Raw genomic sequence first — 16,000 nt, forward strand, 5'->3', positions numbered from 1 at the left:
AATGATATTTTTTTATCATTTTTTCTTTCAAATATTTGCTAGTTTGAAAAAATGGCTTACCTTTGCGACGTTCTTGAATGAAGGACGTTAAATAGCAAATTGGTATAACATTCTAAATAAACAGTTCTTATGAAGGCAAATGAAGTTTTAGACAACTTAAAAAGAAGATTTCCTAACGAACCCGAGTATCATCAGGCAGTTGCAGAAGTTTTAGGCACAATTGAAGAAGCCTATAACGAACATCCTGAATTTGAAAAAAGCAACCTGATCGAACGTCTCTGTATTCCTGATCGTATTTTTTCATTCCGTGTAACCTGGGTGGATGATAAAGGACAAGTACAGACAAACATGGGTTATCGTATCCAGCATAACAACGTGATCGGCCCGTACAAAGGCGGTATTCGTTTCCATGCTTCGGTAAATCAGTCTATCCTTAAGTTTCTGGCTTTCGAACAGACTTTCAAGAACTCATTGACTACACTGCCGATGGGTGGTGGTAAAGGTGGTGCCGACTTCAGCCCGCGTGGTAAATCAAATGCTGAAATCATGCGTTTCTGCCAGGCATTCGTAATGGAATTGTGGCGTCACATTGGTCCGGATACAGACGTTCCTGCAGGTGATATCGGTGTCGGTGGACGTGAAGTGGCTTATATGTATGGTATGTACAAAAAACTGGCTCGCGAAAACACTGGTACATTCACTGGTAAAGGTATTGAATTCGGTGGTTCGCTGATCCGTCCGGAAGCAACAGGTTACGGTAATGTTTACTTCCTGTTGGAAATGTTGAAGACTCGTAACATCGATATCAAAGGCAAGGTGGTTGCTGTTTCCGGTTCAGGTAACGTAGCTCAGTACACAGTTGAAAAACTGATCGAACTGGGAGCTAAACCGGTTACTATGTCAGATTCTGACGGTTATATCTATGATCCGGACGGTATCGACCGTGAAAAACTGGATTATATCATGGAATTGAAGAACCTGTATCGTGGACGTATCCGCGAATATGCAGAAAAATATGGTTGCAAATATGTTCAGGGTGCACGCCCCTGGGGGGAAAAATGCGATATCGCTATGCCGAGTGCCACTCAGAACGAATTGAATGGCGACGATGCCAAGGCATTGTTGGCAAACGGATGTTTCGCTGTATCTGAAGGTGCTAACATGCCTTCTACTCCGGAAGCGATCGATGCATTCCTGGAAGCTAAGATCCTGTACGCTCCGGGTAAGGCTGCTAACGCTGGTGGTGTTTCTGTATCAGGTCTGGAAATGACTCAGAACGCAATGAAGCTGAGCTGGACAAGAGAAGAAGTAGACGAAAAACTGAAAGGTATCATGAAGTCTATCCACGAACAGTGTGTAAAATACGGAACACAGGCTGACGGAACTGTAAACTATGTGAAGGGTGCAAACGTTGCCGGCTTCATGAAGGTTGCAAAAGCAATGATGGCGCAAGGTATCTTATAATTGACAGAAATGCCGGTTACAATATAGATTTTTGGTCATGGAAAAAGGGAGTCGAAACGGCTCCCTTTTTTATTTTATTTCTTACAGTTTTTTTATTCTACGTATAAAACCAGTCCTTTCAGATATTCTCCTTCCGGATGGTAAATATTCACCGGGTGATCGGCAGGTTGTGTCAATTGATGCAGGATGCGGACGCTGCGTCCAGATTGTGCAGCGGCACTGAATACCGCTAACCGGAAATTCTCTTTACTCACAACTTGCGAGCAGGAGAATGTGAACAGGATACCTCCCGGTTTGATCTTTTCGAAAGCGATCGCATTTAATTTACGATATCCCTGCAACGCATTGCGAAGTACATTTTTATGTTTGGCAAAGGCTGGAGGGTCCAGAATGATCAGGTCGTAATTACTTCCCATCTTTTCCAGGTATTTAAAAGCATCTTCCGCAAAAGCCTTATGACGGGGATCGCCCGGGAAATTCAACTCCACATTCTTATTGGTCAGCGAGATCGCTTTGGCAGAACTGTCTACCGAATGAACGATTTCTGCACCGCCGCGCATCGCATAGAAAGAGAAACCGCCTGTGTAGCAGAACATATTCAATACCGAATGACCTTTCGCATACTTTTCCAGTAACGAACGGTTCTCACGCTGGTCGACGAAGAATCCTGTCTTTTGGCCTTTCTGCCAGTCCACGCAGAATTTCAATCCGTTCTCGATGGCAATATCTTCAACCTCTCCGCCATACAAATAACCGTCTTCGCTTCCGAGATTCGCTTTGTAAGGAAGGGTTGCTTCCGATTTGTAGTAAATATTCTGTAGTGAATCTCCCAATACCGTTTTTAAAGCTTCGGCAATATTGTGACGGGCATAATGCATACCGACCGAATGCGCCTGCATAACAGCAGTATGGGCATACATGTCGATGACCAGTCCCGGAAGATTATCACCTTCCCCATGAATCAGACGATACGTATTATTGTTTTCCACACCGGCTAGTCCCAGTTCACGCCGTAGATCATAAGCAATACGGATACGATTCGTCCAGAAATCCGCATCGATCGCGGCTTGCTTGAACGACAAAATACGTACGGCAATACTACCGATCTGATAGTGGCCGATAGCCAGGAAACGCTGGTTTGCACCGTACACTTCTACCACATCGCCCTCTTCCGGGTTACCTTCAATGCTCTGGATCGCTCCGGAGAATACCCAGGGATGGAAGCGCAGTAACGATTCTTCCTTTTTCGGTTTGAGAAAGATTTTACAATAATTCATTCTGTATTATTTATCTTGATTCAATTGGTTGTATATTCTCAGGCAAGCCCAGGCGTCGAGGGCTGCATATTTCTTCTGTTGTTCGGTCAGTATATCTGCCTCCCAGTTACTCAGGCGTTGTCCTTTCGATATCTTTTTATCGAAAAGGATCGCATATATCTTTTGCAGGCTGGCATCCTCGATACCGAACTGTCCGACGTAATTCTGCAGATCCAGGAAGTTTGCCGGTTTGATATCCGTCCGTTTCCGCATGGCGCCGAAGTCATCACGCAGGGAAAGACCTATTTTCAGTATCTTTTCATTCACCAGAAAATCTTCCAATGACTGCGGAATGCCGATCCGGTTCAGCCGGAAAAGGAAGCAAGCCTCGTCTGTTGAGATCTGCATCAGCGAAATTTTATAACGTGTCCCTTTTTTAAAACTGGGGCGCGTTTCCGTATCGAAACCCACGGCCTCGAATCCGGATAAATAGCTAACGGCTTTATCACTGTCTTTTTCTGTATCGATCACGATAATCCGTCCTAAAAATTCTTCTATCTCAAGAAGCGATATTTCTTCCTTTGTTATTGTGTGTGTATATTGTGTCATCATTCCTCGTTCGTTTCAATAATTTCATCATCGCTGTAACGGGCAGCGTGAAGTGCTTTCAGTGCGTTTAAGAGTTGCTGTCCCCAGAACTCCTGGAAATTGGTACGGCATAAGGCAATAGACTGAAGCATGACTTCTTCGTTTCCCTGACGGAAAAGTGAAACGAAATTCCCGACATCCTGATAAACATCGGCGAGGTTTTCAGAGATAAATGCAGCGATAGGCGTATCGCTGTATTGCATATCCGGATGGAAGGTTTCCAGATAGGAATCCTTCTCTCCCAGCAGTTCAGCAATCCGGTTACGAACAGATTCGTACATGTCTTCCGTAACGGTCAGCTCCGGTTCGTCATCTTCGTCCGGTTCTACTTCCGGTAGAAGTGTTGCTTTCAGATAAAGTAACGGCAATAGTTTGACAGCTTTGTCCATAAAATCGAACAGCTCTCTTTCTCCGGCTGTTTCAACAAATGTACAAAACTCCAGCGCTACAGTTACAAACTCCAGCGTATTACGTTCGTATATAGGGTTGTTCTCCTTTTCCATGTTACTTCTTATGGTGTACCTAAGATTTCTAACTTGCAAAAGTAACAAATATATTGCGATAATCAGAATTATTAATTCTTAATTAAGGTCTAATAAAAAGATGGTCTCTTGGATTTGTCTGTTTGTCACATTTATAGTCGCTGTTGATAAACCTTGGGAGAAATACGTAAGAAACGATAAAAAACAAGTGATCAGAAGAATAATTATACCCTTTCTGTTGTATATTTGTAAAGGATGAAATCAGCGGCTGATAATTGTCAGCCGATCGGTCGATGATTATGAGCCAATCGGTCGATAATTATTAGCCATATGGCCGACGGTTATCAACCACTGATTACCCGCCGTACTAATTCGAAAAAGTATGGCATATAGATAGAATTAGTATGTAATCTAAAAATAATGCCATGGCAATAAAATTTAAAGTTTATTCAACGCCAAAGCCAAACGGGCGCGCTGGTGCAAGATTAACACATGCCCGTGCAATCAGCCGGGGAACTTATAACTTGGAGAAAGTATGTAGGCTGATAAGCGAACGTTCTGCCGTATCGTCTGCCGAAGTGAAAAGTGTCCTTGACTCATTTGCCTGGGTGATTGAACTGGCATTGGAAGACGGTTGTCATGTGGAACTGGATGATCTGGGCTATTTCTCACCATCGTTGAAAACTGTTTTGAATAAAAAGAATGAAAACAGGAATATGGTTTATGTAGATGGGATCAATTATCGTTGTTCGACCTCTTTGCGTGAGAAGTTACGTGCGATCGATCTGGAATATGTAAAAGTAAAAAAGAAACCGGGAGATTGGGAGACACGGAGAAATGAGTTGGTAAAATATATGGAAGATTGGGAAAGCGTCACTCCCCGTACTTATGCAGAAGCTTTTGGTTGTAGCCGTTACCGGGCGACACTCGATCTGCAACGGTTTGTGGAAGAAGGGGTATTGGCAAAAGTTGGTTATCGGAATAAGGTGATGTATTTGCTGGCGAATAACGAATGAAAGGACTGAATTATGAAAAACCATATTTTTGTTTATAGTATAATAGCATTGATGTCACTGCTATCCTGTAATAAGGAAAAAGGGACTATATATACGGTCGATTTCTCTTCCGGAAATTTTCCGCAAAAGAGTGTAGATCTGGATGATTATGTCGGTTCATGGAAAAAAGTGGTTCTGGAGACAGATTCGTTTTGTTTAGTGGATAAGTCTGCTCATTTCTATCCATGTAAAGAGTATATCATTGTTTATTCGCCCAATAGGATCATGATGTTTGATTATGGCGGTAAGTTCATAAAGAATATTGCTCAGGGCGGCAACGGACCGGGTGAACTTAACTATTTATCAGACTGTACGATTGATGAAGAAAATCAGATGCTATATTATCTGGATATATTTGATACAGAGAATATACATTCTATCTCATTAAAAGATGGGGCCATTGGAACCATCCCGATTGCTATCGGGAAAATGTTAAAATCATTTGTGTTCCATCATGATGTTATAACCTGTTTCCCGTATGTAGGAAATAGAAGTCAGTCGTGTTATACACAGGATTTGAAAGGCAATATACTTGATCCGGCTTCTTTAAAGATAGAGGAACCCGATGGTCCCTTTGTTCAGTCACCGATCAATATGTTCTTTTTGAATGACGATATATTCTATCAGGGATTATATGAAGATACAGTTTACAGTGTAACAACACATCTGCCCATGCTTGTATTTTCAAAAGGCAATAGGCATGCGGACGATGTCAATACTAAAGATATCCGGGAAAATCAGGTGTTTTTTAATTCCCTGTTTTCTTCCGGAAATAACTGTGTGCTGTCAAGAGTTGAATATGTGTTGAAGGCGACTGATGAGGAGGGGCAACTCCTTGAAATGATTCCGGATGAATATAGATATTACCTTTATGATCATCATTTAAAAGAAGTAAGCGAAATAACCGGATGTACATTCACGCCGATTGATAAGAAATATGTAAAGGATAAGCTGCCGGATCTTTTCCCTCTTATCTCTTCGTTAAATCCGCGTAAGATCGTATTGGCATTTCCTGCAGAGGAACTGGGCGGTGAGTTTGATGATAATCCGATTTTATATGTTGGTGATTTAAGAGATCGATGAATGGAAAGTGGAATAGGATAATTGTGCTAAAAGTGAAATATGGATAATATAGGGACGAGGATATATGTATTATCTATTTTATTCATTCAGATCCTTTTGTGTATTTCTTGCGCAAATGGAAGGAATGAAATGATATTTTCCGAATCAGAATCTCTTTTGAATACTGATCCTGATAGTGCTTTATTGGTATTGAATTCAATTGTTTATCCTGAAAAATTGAGCGAGAAAGAGTATAACCGTTATATTTTACTGAAAATTCAGGCGGAATATAAATCTTATCAGGATATAACATCTGATTCGGTTATTCTTTCTGTTCGGGATTATTATTTGGAAAAGAAGGATAACCCCAACCTGGCTTTGGCATCGTATTATTGTGGTTGTTATTACAAAGAGTGTGATGATGGAGAGAATGCGATGAGGTATTTTCTGGAGGCTGACAAGTATGCGGGAAAAGGTGATGATAATAATTTAAGAGGGTTGATTTTGAGTGCGATTGGAGTCATTCTACTGGATCAATTTGACTGTGAAGGAGCAATACGTTATTTTCGTGAATCAGCAGCTTTAGACAGATTGACCGGGAATTTGAATAATGCGGCAGTTTCTTACATGCAAATCGGAGATTGTTTCCAATATTTAGAACAACCGGATAGTGCTTTACATTATTATATGAAGTGTCTGCATTTGGTAGATGAAGGGAATTTATGCCATGAACAGTCCAATATCCGGCAGAACTTAGGAATATTATATGCCCGGAAAGGAGACTTGGCAAAAGCAAATCAACTTTTGAGAGAAGCATTGGAACATGCTCCCAATCAGGACGATCAAATAAAAATATATCTCTCTTTGTTAGATTTATATGTAGAAAATCATCAGATAGATTCTGTAAATTTCTATATGAACCATTTGTTACAGAAAAAAGACAGCATAAAAGATATATATGTAAAAGCAAATTTGTTTCAGGCTCTTTCAGAGAGAGAAGAAATGTTGGGGAATTATCCGGAGGCGTTGGAATATAATGAAATGTATGCCGAGAATCTTTTGCAGATAATTACGATCAATTCGGATAAGAGATTGTTGGAGCTTCAGAAAAAATATGATTATGAAAAAATACATTTACATAATACTCGCTTAAGACTGGAAAGAAGCTATACGTTTATTGGATTATTAGTGTTAGTTTTCTGTATTGTTCTTTCGATAATATTTTTATCAAGAGAGTATCGAAGACGTGAAAATGTAATGCTGGAATTAGAAGATAAAGTATCGCAATTGAATAGTTTGGCGAAAAAATATGATGAAAAAGAGAAAACATTTGTTTCCTATTTACTTAAACATTTTAAAGTTTTAAAGAAAGTATCCAGTTTGGAGATTTATATAAATAAAAAACAATCTCATAAGGATGAATTTTGGATAAAGAAATTTAATGATATAGTCTATGGTCAAGATACTTTGAATTGGGATATTTTATATGATGTAATGAATGAATTGCATAATGGTTTTTTTATCAAATTGAAAGCATTATATCCGCAGTTAAAGGAAGTAGATTTTCGTATTCTATGTTTGACTTATTCAGGCTTTTCAACAGAAGAAATAGCGATTGTCTTAAACTTAAGTATAAATACGATTAATACAAAACGTTCAGCTATACGTAAAGGTCTTGCCATTCCTTCTTTTGCCAATTTGCGTGACTTCCTGGATGACAAATTGCTTTGATAAACCTATACTATTAGAAAGAAAAAGTTATATCTGATATTTGTTATATTCTTGAATATCATTATTCTATCTTGCTTTTTGTGTGTGAAAAGTTATATCCCTGAATAAGGATAGTTAAAAATAGATACTTTTACTCCTGGTTTTTTAATTTAATTAAAAGAGTGAATGTATGAAACTAACTAAAACACTATTCGGTATTTTTATTGTGGCAGTATGTTTATTAAAACCATCTGTGCAAACTATAGCATCTTCTTCTGCTAATAATGAATTGTCTTCTAAAATAATGAGTTCTACCAAAGTCTATTTGAAAGGACGATTATCTACTCCGACAAAACGAAATGTTTCCCAACCTGTTGAAGTCTATCAGGAAAATAAGACTTTGATGATTTCTTATTTGTCTGAATTGGAAAAAATAGAAATTATAATTAGTGATGAATGGGATTCAATTGTGTATTCGGAAATCGTATCTGTTTCTGAAAGTACTGTATCATTTGTTGATTTGAGTGGACTTAAAAAAGGGAGTTATACTCTTAATTTGAGAAATATTGAAGGAGAAGAGTTATCCGGAATGTTTGCTGTTGAGTGATAGACTATCTGTATTTTGTTTTATAAATGACAAGTAACATAAATAACTGGATTGATATGAAAAAGAAAATTTACTTATTAACTGTTTTAATAACCGTTTTGTGTTTTAATTCAAATGCTCAATTGAGATTATTGCAGAATGGCCGTGTACAAGTGGGAACATTAAGATTAGATGGAGAAGACGCACTAAATGTAACAACAATGCAGGTTTTCGGACCTCATGGTGACATGCGTTCAGGATCGAAGTTAACCTTTGGTGATTTTGGAAAATTTCCAAGTAATGGCTGGAATGTTTTTATAGGGGAATATGGCTCTGACGATACTGATCAATTATGGTTACATGGTAAAAACGGAATTTATTTGACCAGAGGTGGGCAGGCAAGTAATGTGATCGGTTATTATAATCCGTCTTCCAACAGTAATTTTGTATTTAATACGAATCTACGTGTGAACGGAGTCGATATAACTTCCGATGCCCGGTTGAAAGAAAATGTTCAATCGCTTCAAAATCCACTGGATCTTCTGTCTCATGTGAGTGGTGTAACTTATAATTATAAGCTTTCCGAAATGAAAAAATATTGTGAGCCGGATAAATCGAAGTTTACTGAGGAACAAAGCATACAAGATAATGCATCAGATATGCAAACATCGATGGATGCAGCCGCCATCGAGAAAGCAAACAGAGACAAACTACTTCAAGATGCAATTGACCGCAAGGATGCAGAAGAGGCTGGTCGTAAGAGAATCGGTTTTTTGGCTCAGGATGTAGAAAAAATTCTGCCGGAATTGGTTAAGACGGATGAAGATGGTGTAAAATCTATTGATTATATAGGCTTTATTCCTTTATTAGTTGAAAGTATCAACGAAATGCGACTTACTATCCAGGAACAACAAAATGAGATAGAGATGTTGAAAAGTTTACTGTCTGTTGAAACAAAATCGACATTGCGTTCAACATCAACTGGCAATCTAAATGTGATAGAAGGTGCAAAATTATATAATGGAACCGGGGCATCTGTTTCTTATATATTGCCGTCTACTTTTAGTAATGCATATTTACAGGTCTTCGATATCTCCGGAAGGATGGTAAAGAAAATTACTCTGACTGTTGCCAATGACGTTGTAGAAATTAACCCTACCGAAATTGGTTACGGAACGTTTGTCTATGCCTTGTATGTAGATGGACAAAAAGCGGATACGTTGAAGAAATTTGTTAATTGATTTAGCTATGAAAAGATATAATATACCAAGTACATACATAAGAATATGTATGATGTTTTTTCTTTTGTTTGACTTTGTTGATTCAGTATATTCAAAAAGCTTTAAAATCGCAGAAGAATCAAATAGAACTTCGGCTCTGCTTGTATCTGATAGTGTGAGAATAGAACAACAATCAGATAGCATCTCTGTATTTGCTACAAGTTCCTGTGTTAATACTTTTGAAAACCAGACGGTTTCTTCAAGACTTTCAGTTCAAGGATGTAACATTCTTACATTACAAAATGTGACAGTATCCTCTAACGGAGATTTAACACTATCTGCTCCGGATGCTATTTTGATAAATGGTTTATTTGAAGTGAAGCTAGGAGGTCTCTTGAATATAAAAAGTGAGTTAACTCAATGGACCTTCGATTATGGATACGATAATTCTGGAAATAGAAAAATGCGTAGTGCAAATTTCGTGAAATTGTCTGATGTAGATTAATTTTTGTAAATCAGAGATTAAAAAGACTTGTTATGAAGAAAAGAATAAGTATATCAACAATCCTACTACTTTTTGTTGCATTAAAAATATTGGGACAAACGAATCTGAAAGTCCATACTTTAGGCAATTATGATAATAAATTATCGGACACGATAAGAATTGAAACAGAGTTGATACCTTCTTCACTTAAAGAACTATTGGATTCCCGTACGAAAGACGATAATAAGGAGTTGGAACAACCGAATGTGGCTACATTTTCTGTAGATAAAAGTAAAGAGGTTGGAACGATTGTCGGCACAGTCGATGTTACAGAAACAGGTAGTGCCAACTATGTAATTCCAATAGAAGTACCAAAGGGAATAGTAGGATTAGAACCTGCAGTTTCAATTAATTATAACAGCCAGTTTGCTAATGGTTTAATGGGGTATGGATGGAATGTTGCTGCATTTTCTGCAATATCTCGTTGTGGTAAATCATATTATTATGATAATGTAACTGAGGCACCTCAACTCTCCAGTTCCGATAATCTGATGCTTGATGGGCAACGTTTACTATTGATTTCGGGGCAAAATCTTGTAGATGGAGCCAAGTATAGGATGGAATATGATCCATTTACAGAAATTACATATAAAGTAGTAAATTCTGTTCTGTGCTTTGTGGTTAGGACAAAAGATGGAATGACAAAAGTTTTCGGTTCCACTTCTGATTCGAACATAGGGGCTTCGAGTGGAAGTACATTATTTTGGGTATTATCAAAAGTGACAGATAAGAATGGTAATACAATAAATTATAAGTATGATGAAATTGTAAACAATGGTGAGTTTTATCTTACAAAGATCGAATATGCAGGAAACCGTAGCGTAGAATTTGCTTATGAAACAAGAAGCGATAAGCAAAAGACATATTTTGCCGGTGCACAAATAAATAATAATAAAATACTGAAAAGTATTTCTACATATATAGGCCAAACCAGGATCAGACAGTATCAATTTAACTATACGAATGATGGTTTCTATTCTAAATTAATTGAATTGATAGAGGTTGGGCAAAATAATAAACAGCACAATTCAACTGTTATAAATTATGGAAGTAGTGATGCTCAACAGAATGAATATTTTTCAAGTTTGTCACAAAAAAGGGAAGGGAATAAACCCCTGTTTGCTGATTTTAATGGAGATGGAAAGGCTGATTTTCTTTCGTATCCGGAAAAAGATTCGTATACGACTTCAGATGTAGCTACTTTATTTATAGCACAGAAAGTTTATGGAAGTGTAGACTTTGTTAAAAAGTGTACTATTCCTATTCAGTCTTCATCTGGAGTGTTTCAGGGTTTTCTTTTAGCGGATCTGAATGGAGATGGATGTGCAGATGTTGTTAATATATCTAAGGCTTTAAACGGAACTTATCGTTATAATTATTATATGTATGATGGAAAGAAGCTTACATATGATTACAAAGGATTTAATACAGATAGTAATGAGGCGATTGTAGGTGATTTTAATGGTGATGGTAAACAAGAAGTATTGGTTGTTAAAAATCAGAAAGTCTTTGATGGTGAGGGAAAGGAAATAGCTTCTGGAGGTATTGATGATTGGGGAACAGAATATATTGAAGGTTATTATCCTAATAATAGATATCTCTGTGACTTTAATGGAAATGGAAAGGCTAATATACTTGTAATGAATGCGTCTGCTGGTTGGGTGTATGAGTTGAGTGGAAGAAGTTTTGTTAGATTGAACTCTTTTAATACATCAGAAATTAAAAATTATTATTTTCCATATTTTGGAGATTTTAATGGCGATGGTTATACGGATATTTTAATTCAAAACACATATTCAGCAAGTGGGAATGATGTCAGTATCTTATTTTCAACGGGAAAGGGATTCATAAAGCAAGAAATATCAAATGCAGATATAGGGAAAAGCTCTAAAGTTTTTGTAGCAGATTTTAATAGAGATGGAAAATCAGATATTTTTCATATGAGTGTTGTTAATAATGCTGTGCGAATGAAAGTTGGAACATTTAATGGAACAAATTTTACAACGGCATATTATTCAACTGTTTTAAAACCGTCAGATATGTCTGTCCCAATTGAATATGAAAATTATCTTTTTCAAGTTGAAGATTTTGATGGAGACGGTAGAGGTGAATTTTGTTGTGCGAGATATGTGGATAGTTATATAATTCATTCTTTTACAGATAATCAGACTTTACTAACAAAAACAATAACTAATGGACTTGGTGCACAGATATCATTTCAATATGCTCCAATAACAGAGGAGAGTGTTTGTTCTAGTAGCAATAATAATAATTATCCGGTATCAGGTAATAGAGTTCCTTTATATGTAGTCACTAATGTTGTTCAGAATGCGAATGGATATAGTGAGAATATATATTATCGTTATAAAAATCCCCGAATTCATTTACAGGGAAAAGGCTTTTTAGGATTTGGTAGTATTGAGGCGGAAAATTATAATAAAGATAGAAAGATAACAACTCTTTATGGTTATAATGAATATTATTATCCTTTTATTCAAGAACAAAAGGTAACAACAAGAGCAGGCGCAAATGTATCTACTTCAGTCTATGAAAACTCTTATGTATACCAAGGAAATAAACGTGTAACTCCTTATATAAGAAAGTTGACGGAGACGGATCATTTGACAAGTACTTTGAAAACTGTTGATTGTACGTCTACTGATAGTTGGGGAAATCCATTAACTGTTATTACTAAGTATGGTAATGATCTTACAGAAACAGTAACAAACACTTACTTGAATAGTGGAGCGGAAAATGTATGGATATTTGGTTTACCTCTTTCTCAAACGAAGCGAATAACAAGGGGAAGTGATAGTTGGATAGAAAAGCATACGTTTGAGTATAATGACAAATATTTGCTGGGAAAGTCGGTTGAATATACTTCGGATGGGACTAAGAAGGTATTAGAGAATGTTTTTGGATATGATACATTCGGGAATATTACAAAGAAAATAGTTAAAAATTATTCTTCTTCTAATGAGTTGATAACCAAATATGAGTATTCTTCGGATGGAGTTTTTTTAACAAAAGAGACAGATCCATTATTGTTAGAGACTACGTGGAGATATAATTCACTGGGACAAATCGAATTGAGCACAGACCCTTTAAAGAAAGCAACAACGTATAAATACGATAGTATGGGGGATTTGGTCAAAACTATTTTTCCTGATAATACATTTTCAACTACCATATTAACATGGAGCGATTCACCGACAAATGCTGTTTATTGTGTAACAGAGAGTTCTTCAGGTAGTCTGGTTACGAAAAAATTTTATGATGCTTTTGAGCGAGAGCTAAGAAGTAGTATAATAGAATTTGATGGTTCCGAAAGAAAATATGATAAGAAATACGATAATGCCAGTCGTCTTTCTCAGGTTTCTCTACCGTTTAAAGGAAGTTCTGCAACGAAATGGAATATTTATAATTATGATAATTATGGACGATTGATACGTTTAGCTTATGCCTCAGGAAAATCAGATACATATTCTTATTCCGGTACGAGCATAACATTGACTAAAAATGGCATTCCTTCGGAACAAAAATATAATTCAAAGGGAGAATTGGTCTCAGTATCTGACCCTGCTGGAAAAATAACTTATAATCTGCGTCCTGATGGTCAACTTTCAAGTGTTGTGGCTCCAGGAGATATAACAACGACTTTTGAATATGATGAATATGGTAGAAGGAAAGCGATTGTAGATCCAAGTGCAGGTAGAAAAACTTTTACTTATGATGAAGCCGGAAACTTGAAAGAAGAGACCGATGCAGACAATAGAAAAAAAATATATTTATATGATGCATATGGGCGTATTATATCGAAGGAGTTTCAGAATGAATTCAAAACAACGTATAATTATGAAAAAGATTTATTGAGTTCTGTAACTTCTACTAATGGAACCTCACATACGTATCAATATGATAGCGGTATGTATGGTCGTCTCACTAAAGAGAGAGATAATGGTCCCGATGGAATGTGGTTGGAAAAGACTTATTCATATTCTTCCGGAAATTTGTCTTCCATTAATTTCACATCGCAAACAGGGGCTATCGGTACAGAATCTTACGTATATTCAAATGGACATAAAAGTGAAGTGAAATTTGGTTCAACCAGTGTTTGGAAATTGAGAGAGGAAAATGATATGGGGCAGCCTGTGTCTGTAGTAACAGGACCATTAACACGCTCTTATTCTTTTGATGAGTATGGTATTCCGACAGGTAGAACGACTTCTGCCTCTAATAATCGGATATTACAAAATGATACTTATACTTTCAATCGTTTAAATGGAAACCTCACGGCTCGTGTAGATAATACAAGAGATGTATCTGAAAATTTTAGTTATGATAATCTAAATCGTTTAACTCAATCTGCTGGTGGAACAGTAGCGTATGATATAAAAGGTAATATCATTCGAAAAGGAGATACTGGCAATCTTTTTTATTATAATACACCGAATAAACCTTATGCTATATCCAAAGTGGATGCTTCTAGACAGAATTCAATTCCTCCAAGAAATCAGGCAGTGAGTTATACCTCATTTGAGCGTCCTTCCGCTATTACCGAGAATGGCTATGAGGCTACGTTTGTCTATGATTTGGCAGGAAGTCGTAAGAAAATGCAGTTGAAATATAGCAAGAATGTTCAATTGGAACGTTACTATTTAGGTAACTGTTATGAAGCTGATTACAAAAACTTATTGGAAAAACAAATATTATATATTGGTGGAGATGCATATTCCGCTCCGGCTGTTTATGTGAATGAGGGTAACTCTTGGGCAATGTATTATATTTGCCGTGATTATTTGGGTAGCATAACACATGTGATAAGCAGTAGTGGAACTGTTACACAAGAAAATAGTTTTGATGCTTGGGGACGTTTACGCAATCCGGCCACAAACGTTGTTTATTTACCAGGACAGGAACCCACCTTATTTTTAGGTAGAGGTTATACCGGGCATGAACATTTGTTACAGTTCGGTTTGGTAAATATGAATGCTCGTCTATACGATCCGGCCATAGGACGTATTCTGTCTCCTGATCCGTTTGTACAAATGCCTGATTTTTCACAAAACTTTAACCGATATAGTTATTGTCTCAATAATCCATTGGTTTATGTGGATGAAGATGGGGAGTTCTTTTGGTTTATTGTTGGCGGGGCTGCGATAATTGGAGCGATAACGAATGTAGCAACACATTGGAAGGAAATAAAAGCTATTGGTGGTTGGAAAGGTTTTTGGAAAGGAACCGGTTATTTTGTTGTAGGAGGAGTTGCTGCCGGAGCAGGTGCAGCAGCAGGCGTAGCGGCAGCCGTAGGATTTGGTGGAATGATGAGCGTTACTGCAGCTCAAATGGCTGCTGCATCCACTGGATTTATACCAGGAGCTACCATCGGTGCGGCTGGTGGTGCTACAAGTGGTTTTGTGTTAAACACTGGGAATAGCTTGGTGGATGGCGATCGATTTGGTGGAGCTTTGCAGAGTGGACTAATGAGAGGTCTAACCGGTGGTATTTTCGGAGGATTATCTGGTGGATTGATTGGAGGGGCCCAGGTGTTACAGCATGGACGTGACTTTTGGACTGGTAAAATAACCAATCGTACATTGGTACAAAGAGCAGCAACTGTTGCAGAAAGAAATGTAGGAGGGAAAGGGGCTGTTGCAGGAACAAAAAAACATGGATATGCAACGGAAATGCTAGAAAGATATCAGAATATGTATGAAGATAGGCAACTTTTTTTTAAAGAATACAAATATGATATTAATGGTAGAAAGAATATCCTTGATGTTTTGGATAAGAAAAATAAGATGATATATGATTGGAAATTTGGATATCCGAATAAAACTCCATTCCAATTAAATTCAACTCCTCAGATGCAAAATTATCGTAGATTATGGGGATACCCTTCTGAGGTTATAAAACCTTAAATGATCTTTTGCGAAAATGATTATTAGATGAAAATAAATATTTTTGTAATAA

11 protein-coding genes are annotated in these 16,000 nt (G+C 37.2%); 8 read left to right on the forward strand and 3 right to left on the reverse strand.

Features of this window, described 5'->3' with window-relative positions; translation table 11 throughout:
- Positions 1 to 129 precede the first annotated feature (129 nt).
- Positions 130 to 1,464: an NADP-specific glutamate dehydrogenase gene (locus IEY67_RS17280; RefSeq protein ID WP_122355588.1), complete on the forward strand. Its 1,335-nt coding sequence runs from the start codon at positions 130 to 132 to the stop codon at positions 1,462 to 1,464.
- Between the two features lie 92 nt (positions 1,465 to 1,556).
- Here the strand turns inward: IEY67_RS17280 and IEY67_RS17285 are convergent, their stop codons facing one another.
- The 3 genes from IEY67_RS17285 to IEY67_RS17295 are packed head-to-tail and all read right to left on the reverse strand — an operon-like array spanning position 1,557 to position 3,871.
- Entirely contained in the window at positions 1,557 to 2,741 is a 1,185-nt protein-coding gene (locus IEY67_RS17285) for a class I SAM-dependent rRNA methyltransferase (RefSeq protein ID WP_122355586.1), read from the reverse strand.
- Positions 2,742 to 2,747: 6 nt separating this feature from the next.
- Complete coding sequence (locus IEY67_RS17290) at positions 2,748 to 3,332, reverse strand: 3'-5' exonuclease (RefSeq protein ID WP_122355584.1); 585 nt, start codon at positions 3,330 to 3,332, stop codon at positions 2,748 to 2,750.
- Entirely contained in the window at positions 3,329 to 3,871 is a 543-nt protein-coding gene (locus IEY67_RS17295) for a DUF5063 domain-containing protein (protein WP_122355582.1), read from the reverse strand. The genes IEY67_RS17290 and IEY67_RS17295 overlap by 4 nt, the downstream gene beginning before the upstream one ends.
- Before the next feature lie 404 nt (positions 3,872 to 4,275).
- Between IEY67_RS17295 and IEY67_RS17300 the strand changes: the two genes are divergently transcribed.
- The 7 genes from IEY67_RS17300 to IEY67_RS17330 all read left to right on the forward strand — a co-directional run bounded on the left by IEY67_RS17300 (position 4,276) and on the right by IEY67_RS17330 (position 15,948).
- The gene (locus IEY67_RS17300) at positions 4,276 to 4,866 is read left to right on the forward strand and encodes an HU family DNA-binding protein (protein WP_122375905.1); all 591 of its coding nucleotides are present in this window, start codon (positions 4,276 to 4,278) and stop codon (positions 4,864 to 4,866) included.
- A 12-nt stretch (positions 4,867 to 4,878) separates the two neighbouring features.
- Positions 4,879 to 5,988: a DUF4934 domain-containing protein gene (locus tag IEY67_RS17305; protein ID WP_183671129.1), complete on the forward strand. Its 1,110-nt coding sequence runs from the start codon at positions 4,879 to 4,881 to the stop codon at positions 5,986 to 5,988.
- Between the two features lie 39 nt (positions 5,989 to 6,027).
- Positions 6,028 to 7,698 carry a tetratricopeptide repeat protein gene (locus IEY67_RS17310; protein ID WP_183671128.1) on the forward strand — a complete coding sequence of 557 codons (1,671 nt, stop codon included), beginning with the start codon at positions 6,028 to 6,030 and terminating at the stop codon, positions 7,696 to 7,698.
- A 169-nt stretch (positions 7,699 to 7,867) separates the two neighbouring features.
- Positions 7,868 to 8,284, forward strand: a complete 417-nt coding sequence (locus tag IEY67_RS17315) for a DUF3244 domain-containing protein (protein ID WP_183671127.1) — start codon at positions 7,868 to 7,870, stop codon at positions 8,282 to 8,284.
- Positions 8,285 to 8,340: 56 nt separating this feature from the next.
- A complete protein-coding gene (locus IEY67_RS17320) occupies positions 8,341 to 9,504 on the forward strand; it encodes a tail fiber domain-containing protein (RefSeq protein ID WP_183671126.1) in 1,164 nt (387 codons plus the stop codon).
- Positions 9,505 to 9,511: 7 nt separating this feature from the next.
- A complete protein-coding gene (locus IEY67_RS17325) occupies positions 9,512 to 9,988 on the forward strand; it encodes a hypothetical protein (RefSeq protein ID WP_183671125.1) in 477 nt (158 codons plus the stop codon).
- Positions 9,989 to 10,020: 32 nt separating this feature from the next.
- Positions 10,021 to 15,948: an FG-GAP-like repeat-containing protein gene (locus IEY67_RS17330; protein WP_183671124.1), complete on the forward strand. Its 5,928-nt coding sequence runs from the start codon at positions 10,021 to 10,023 to the stop codon at positions 15,946 to 15,948.
- Positions 15,949 to 16,000: the final 52 nt, after the last annotated feature.

This window comes from Parabacteroides faecis (assembly GCF_014647375.1).
In the GTDB taxonomy this organism is placed as follows: Bacteria; Bacteroidota; Bacteroidia; order Bacteroidales; family Tannerellaceae; genus Parabacteroides; species Parabacteroides faecis.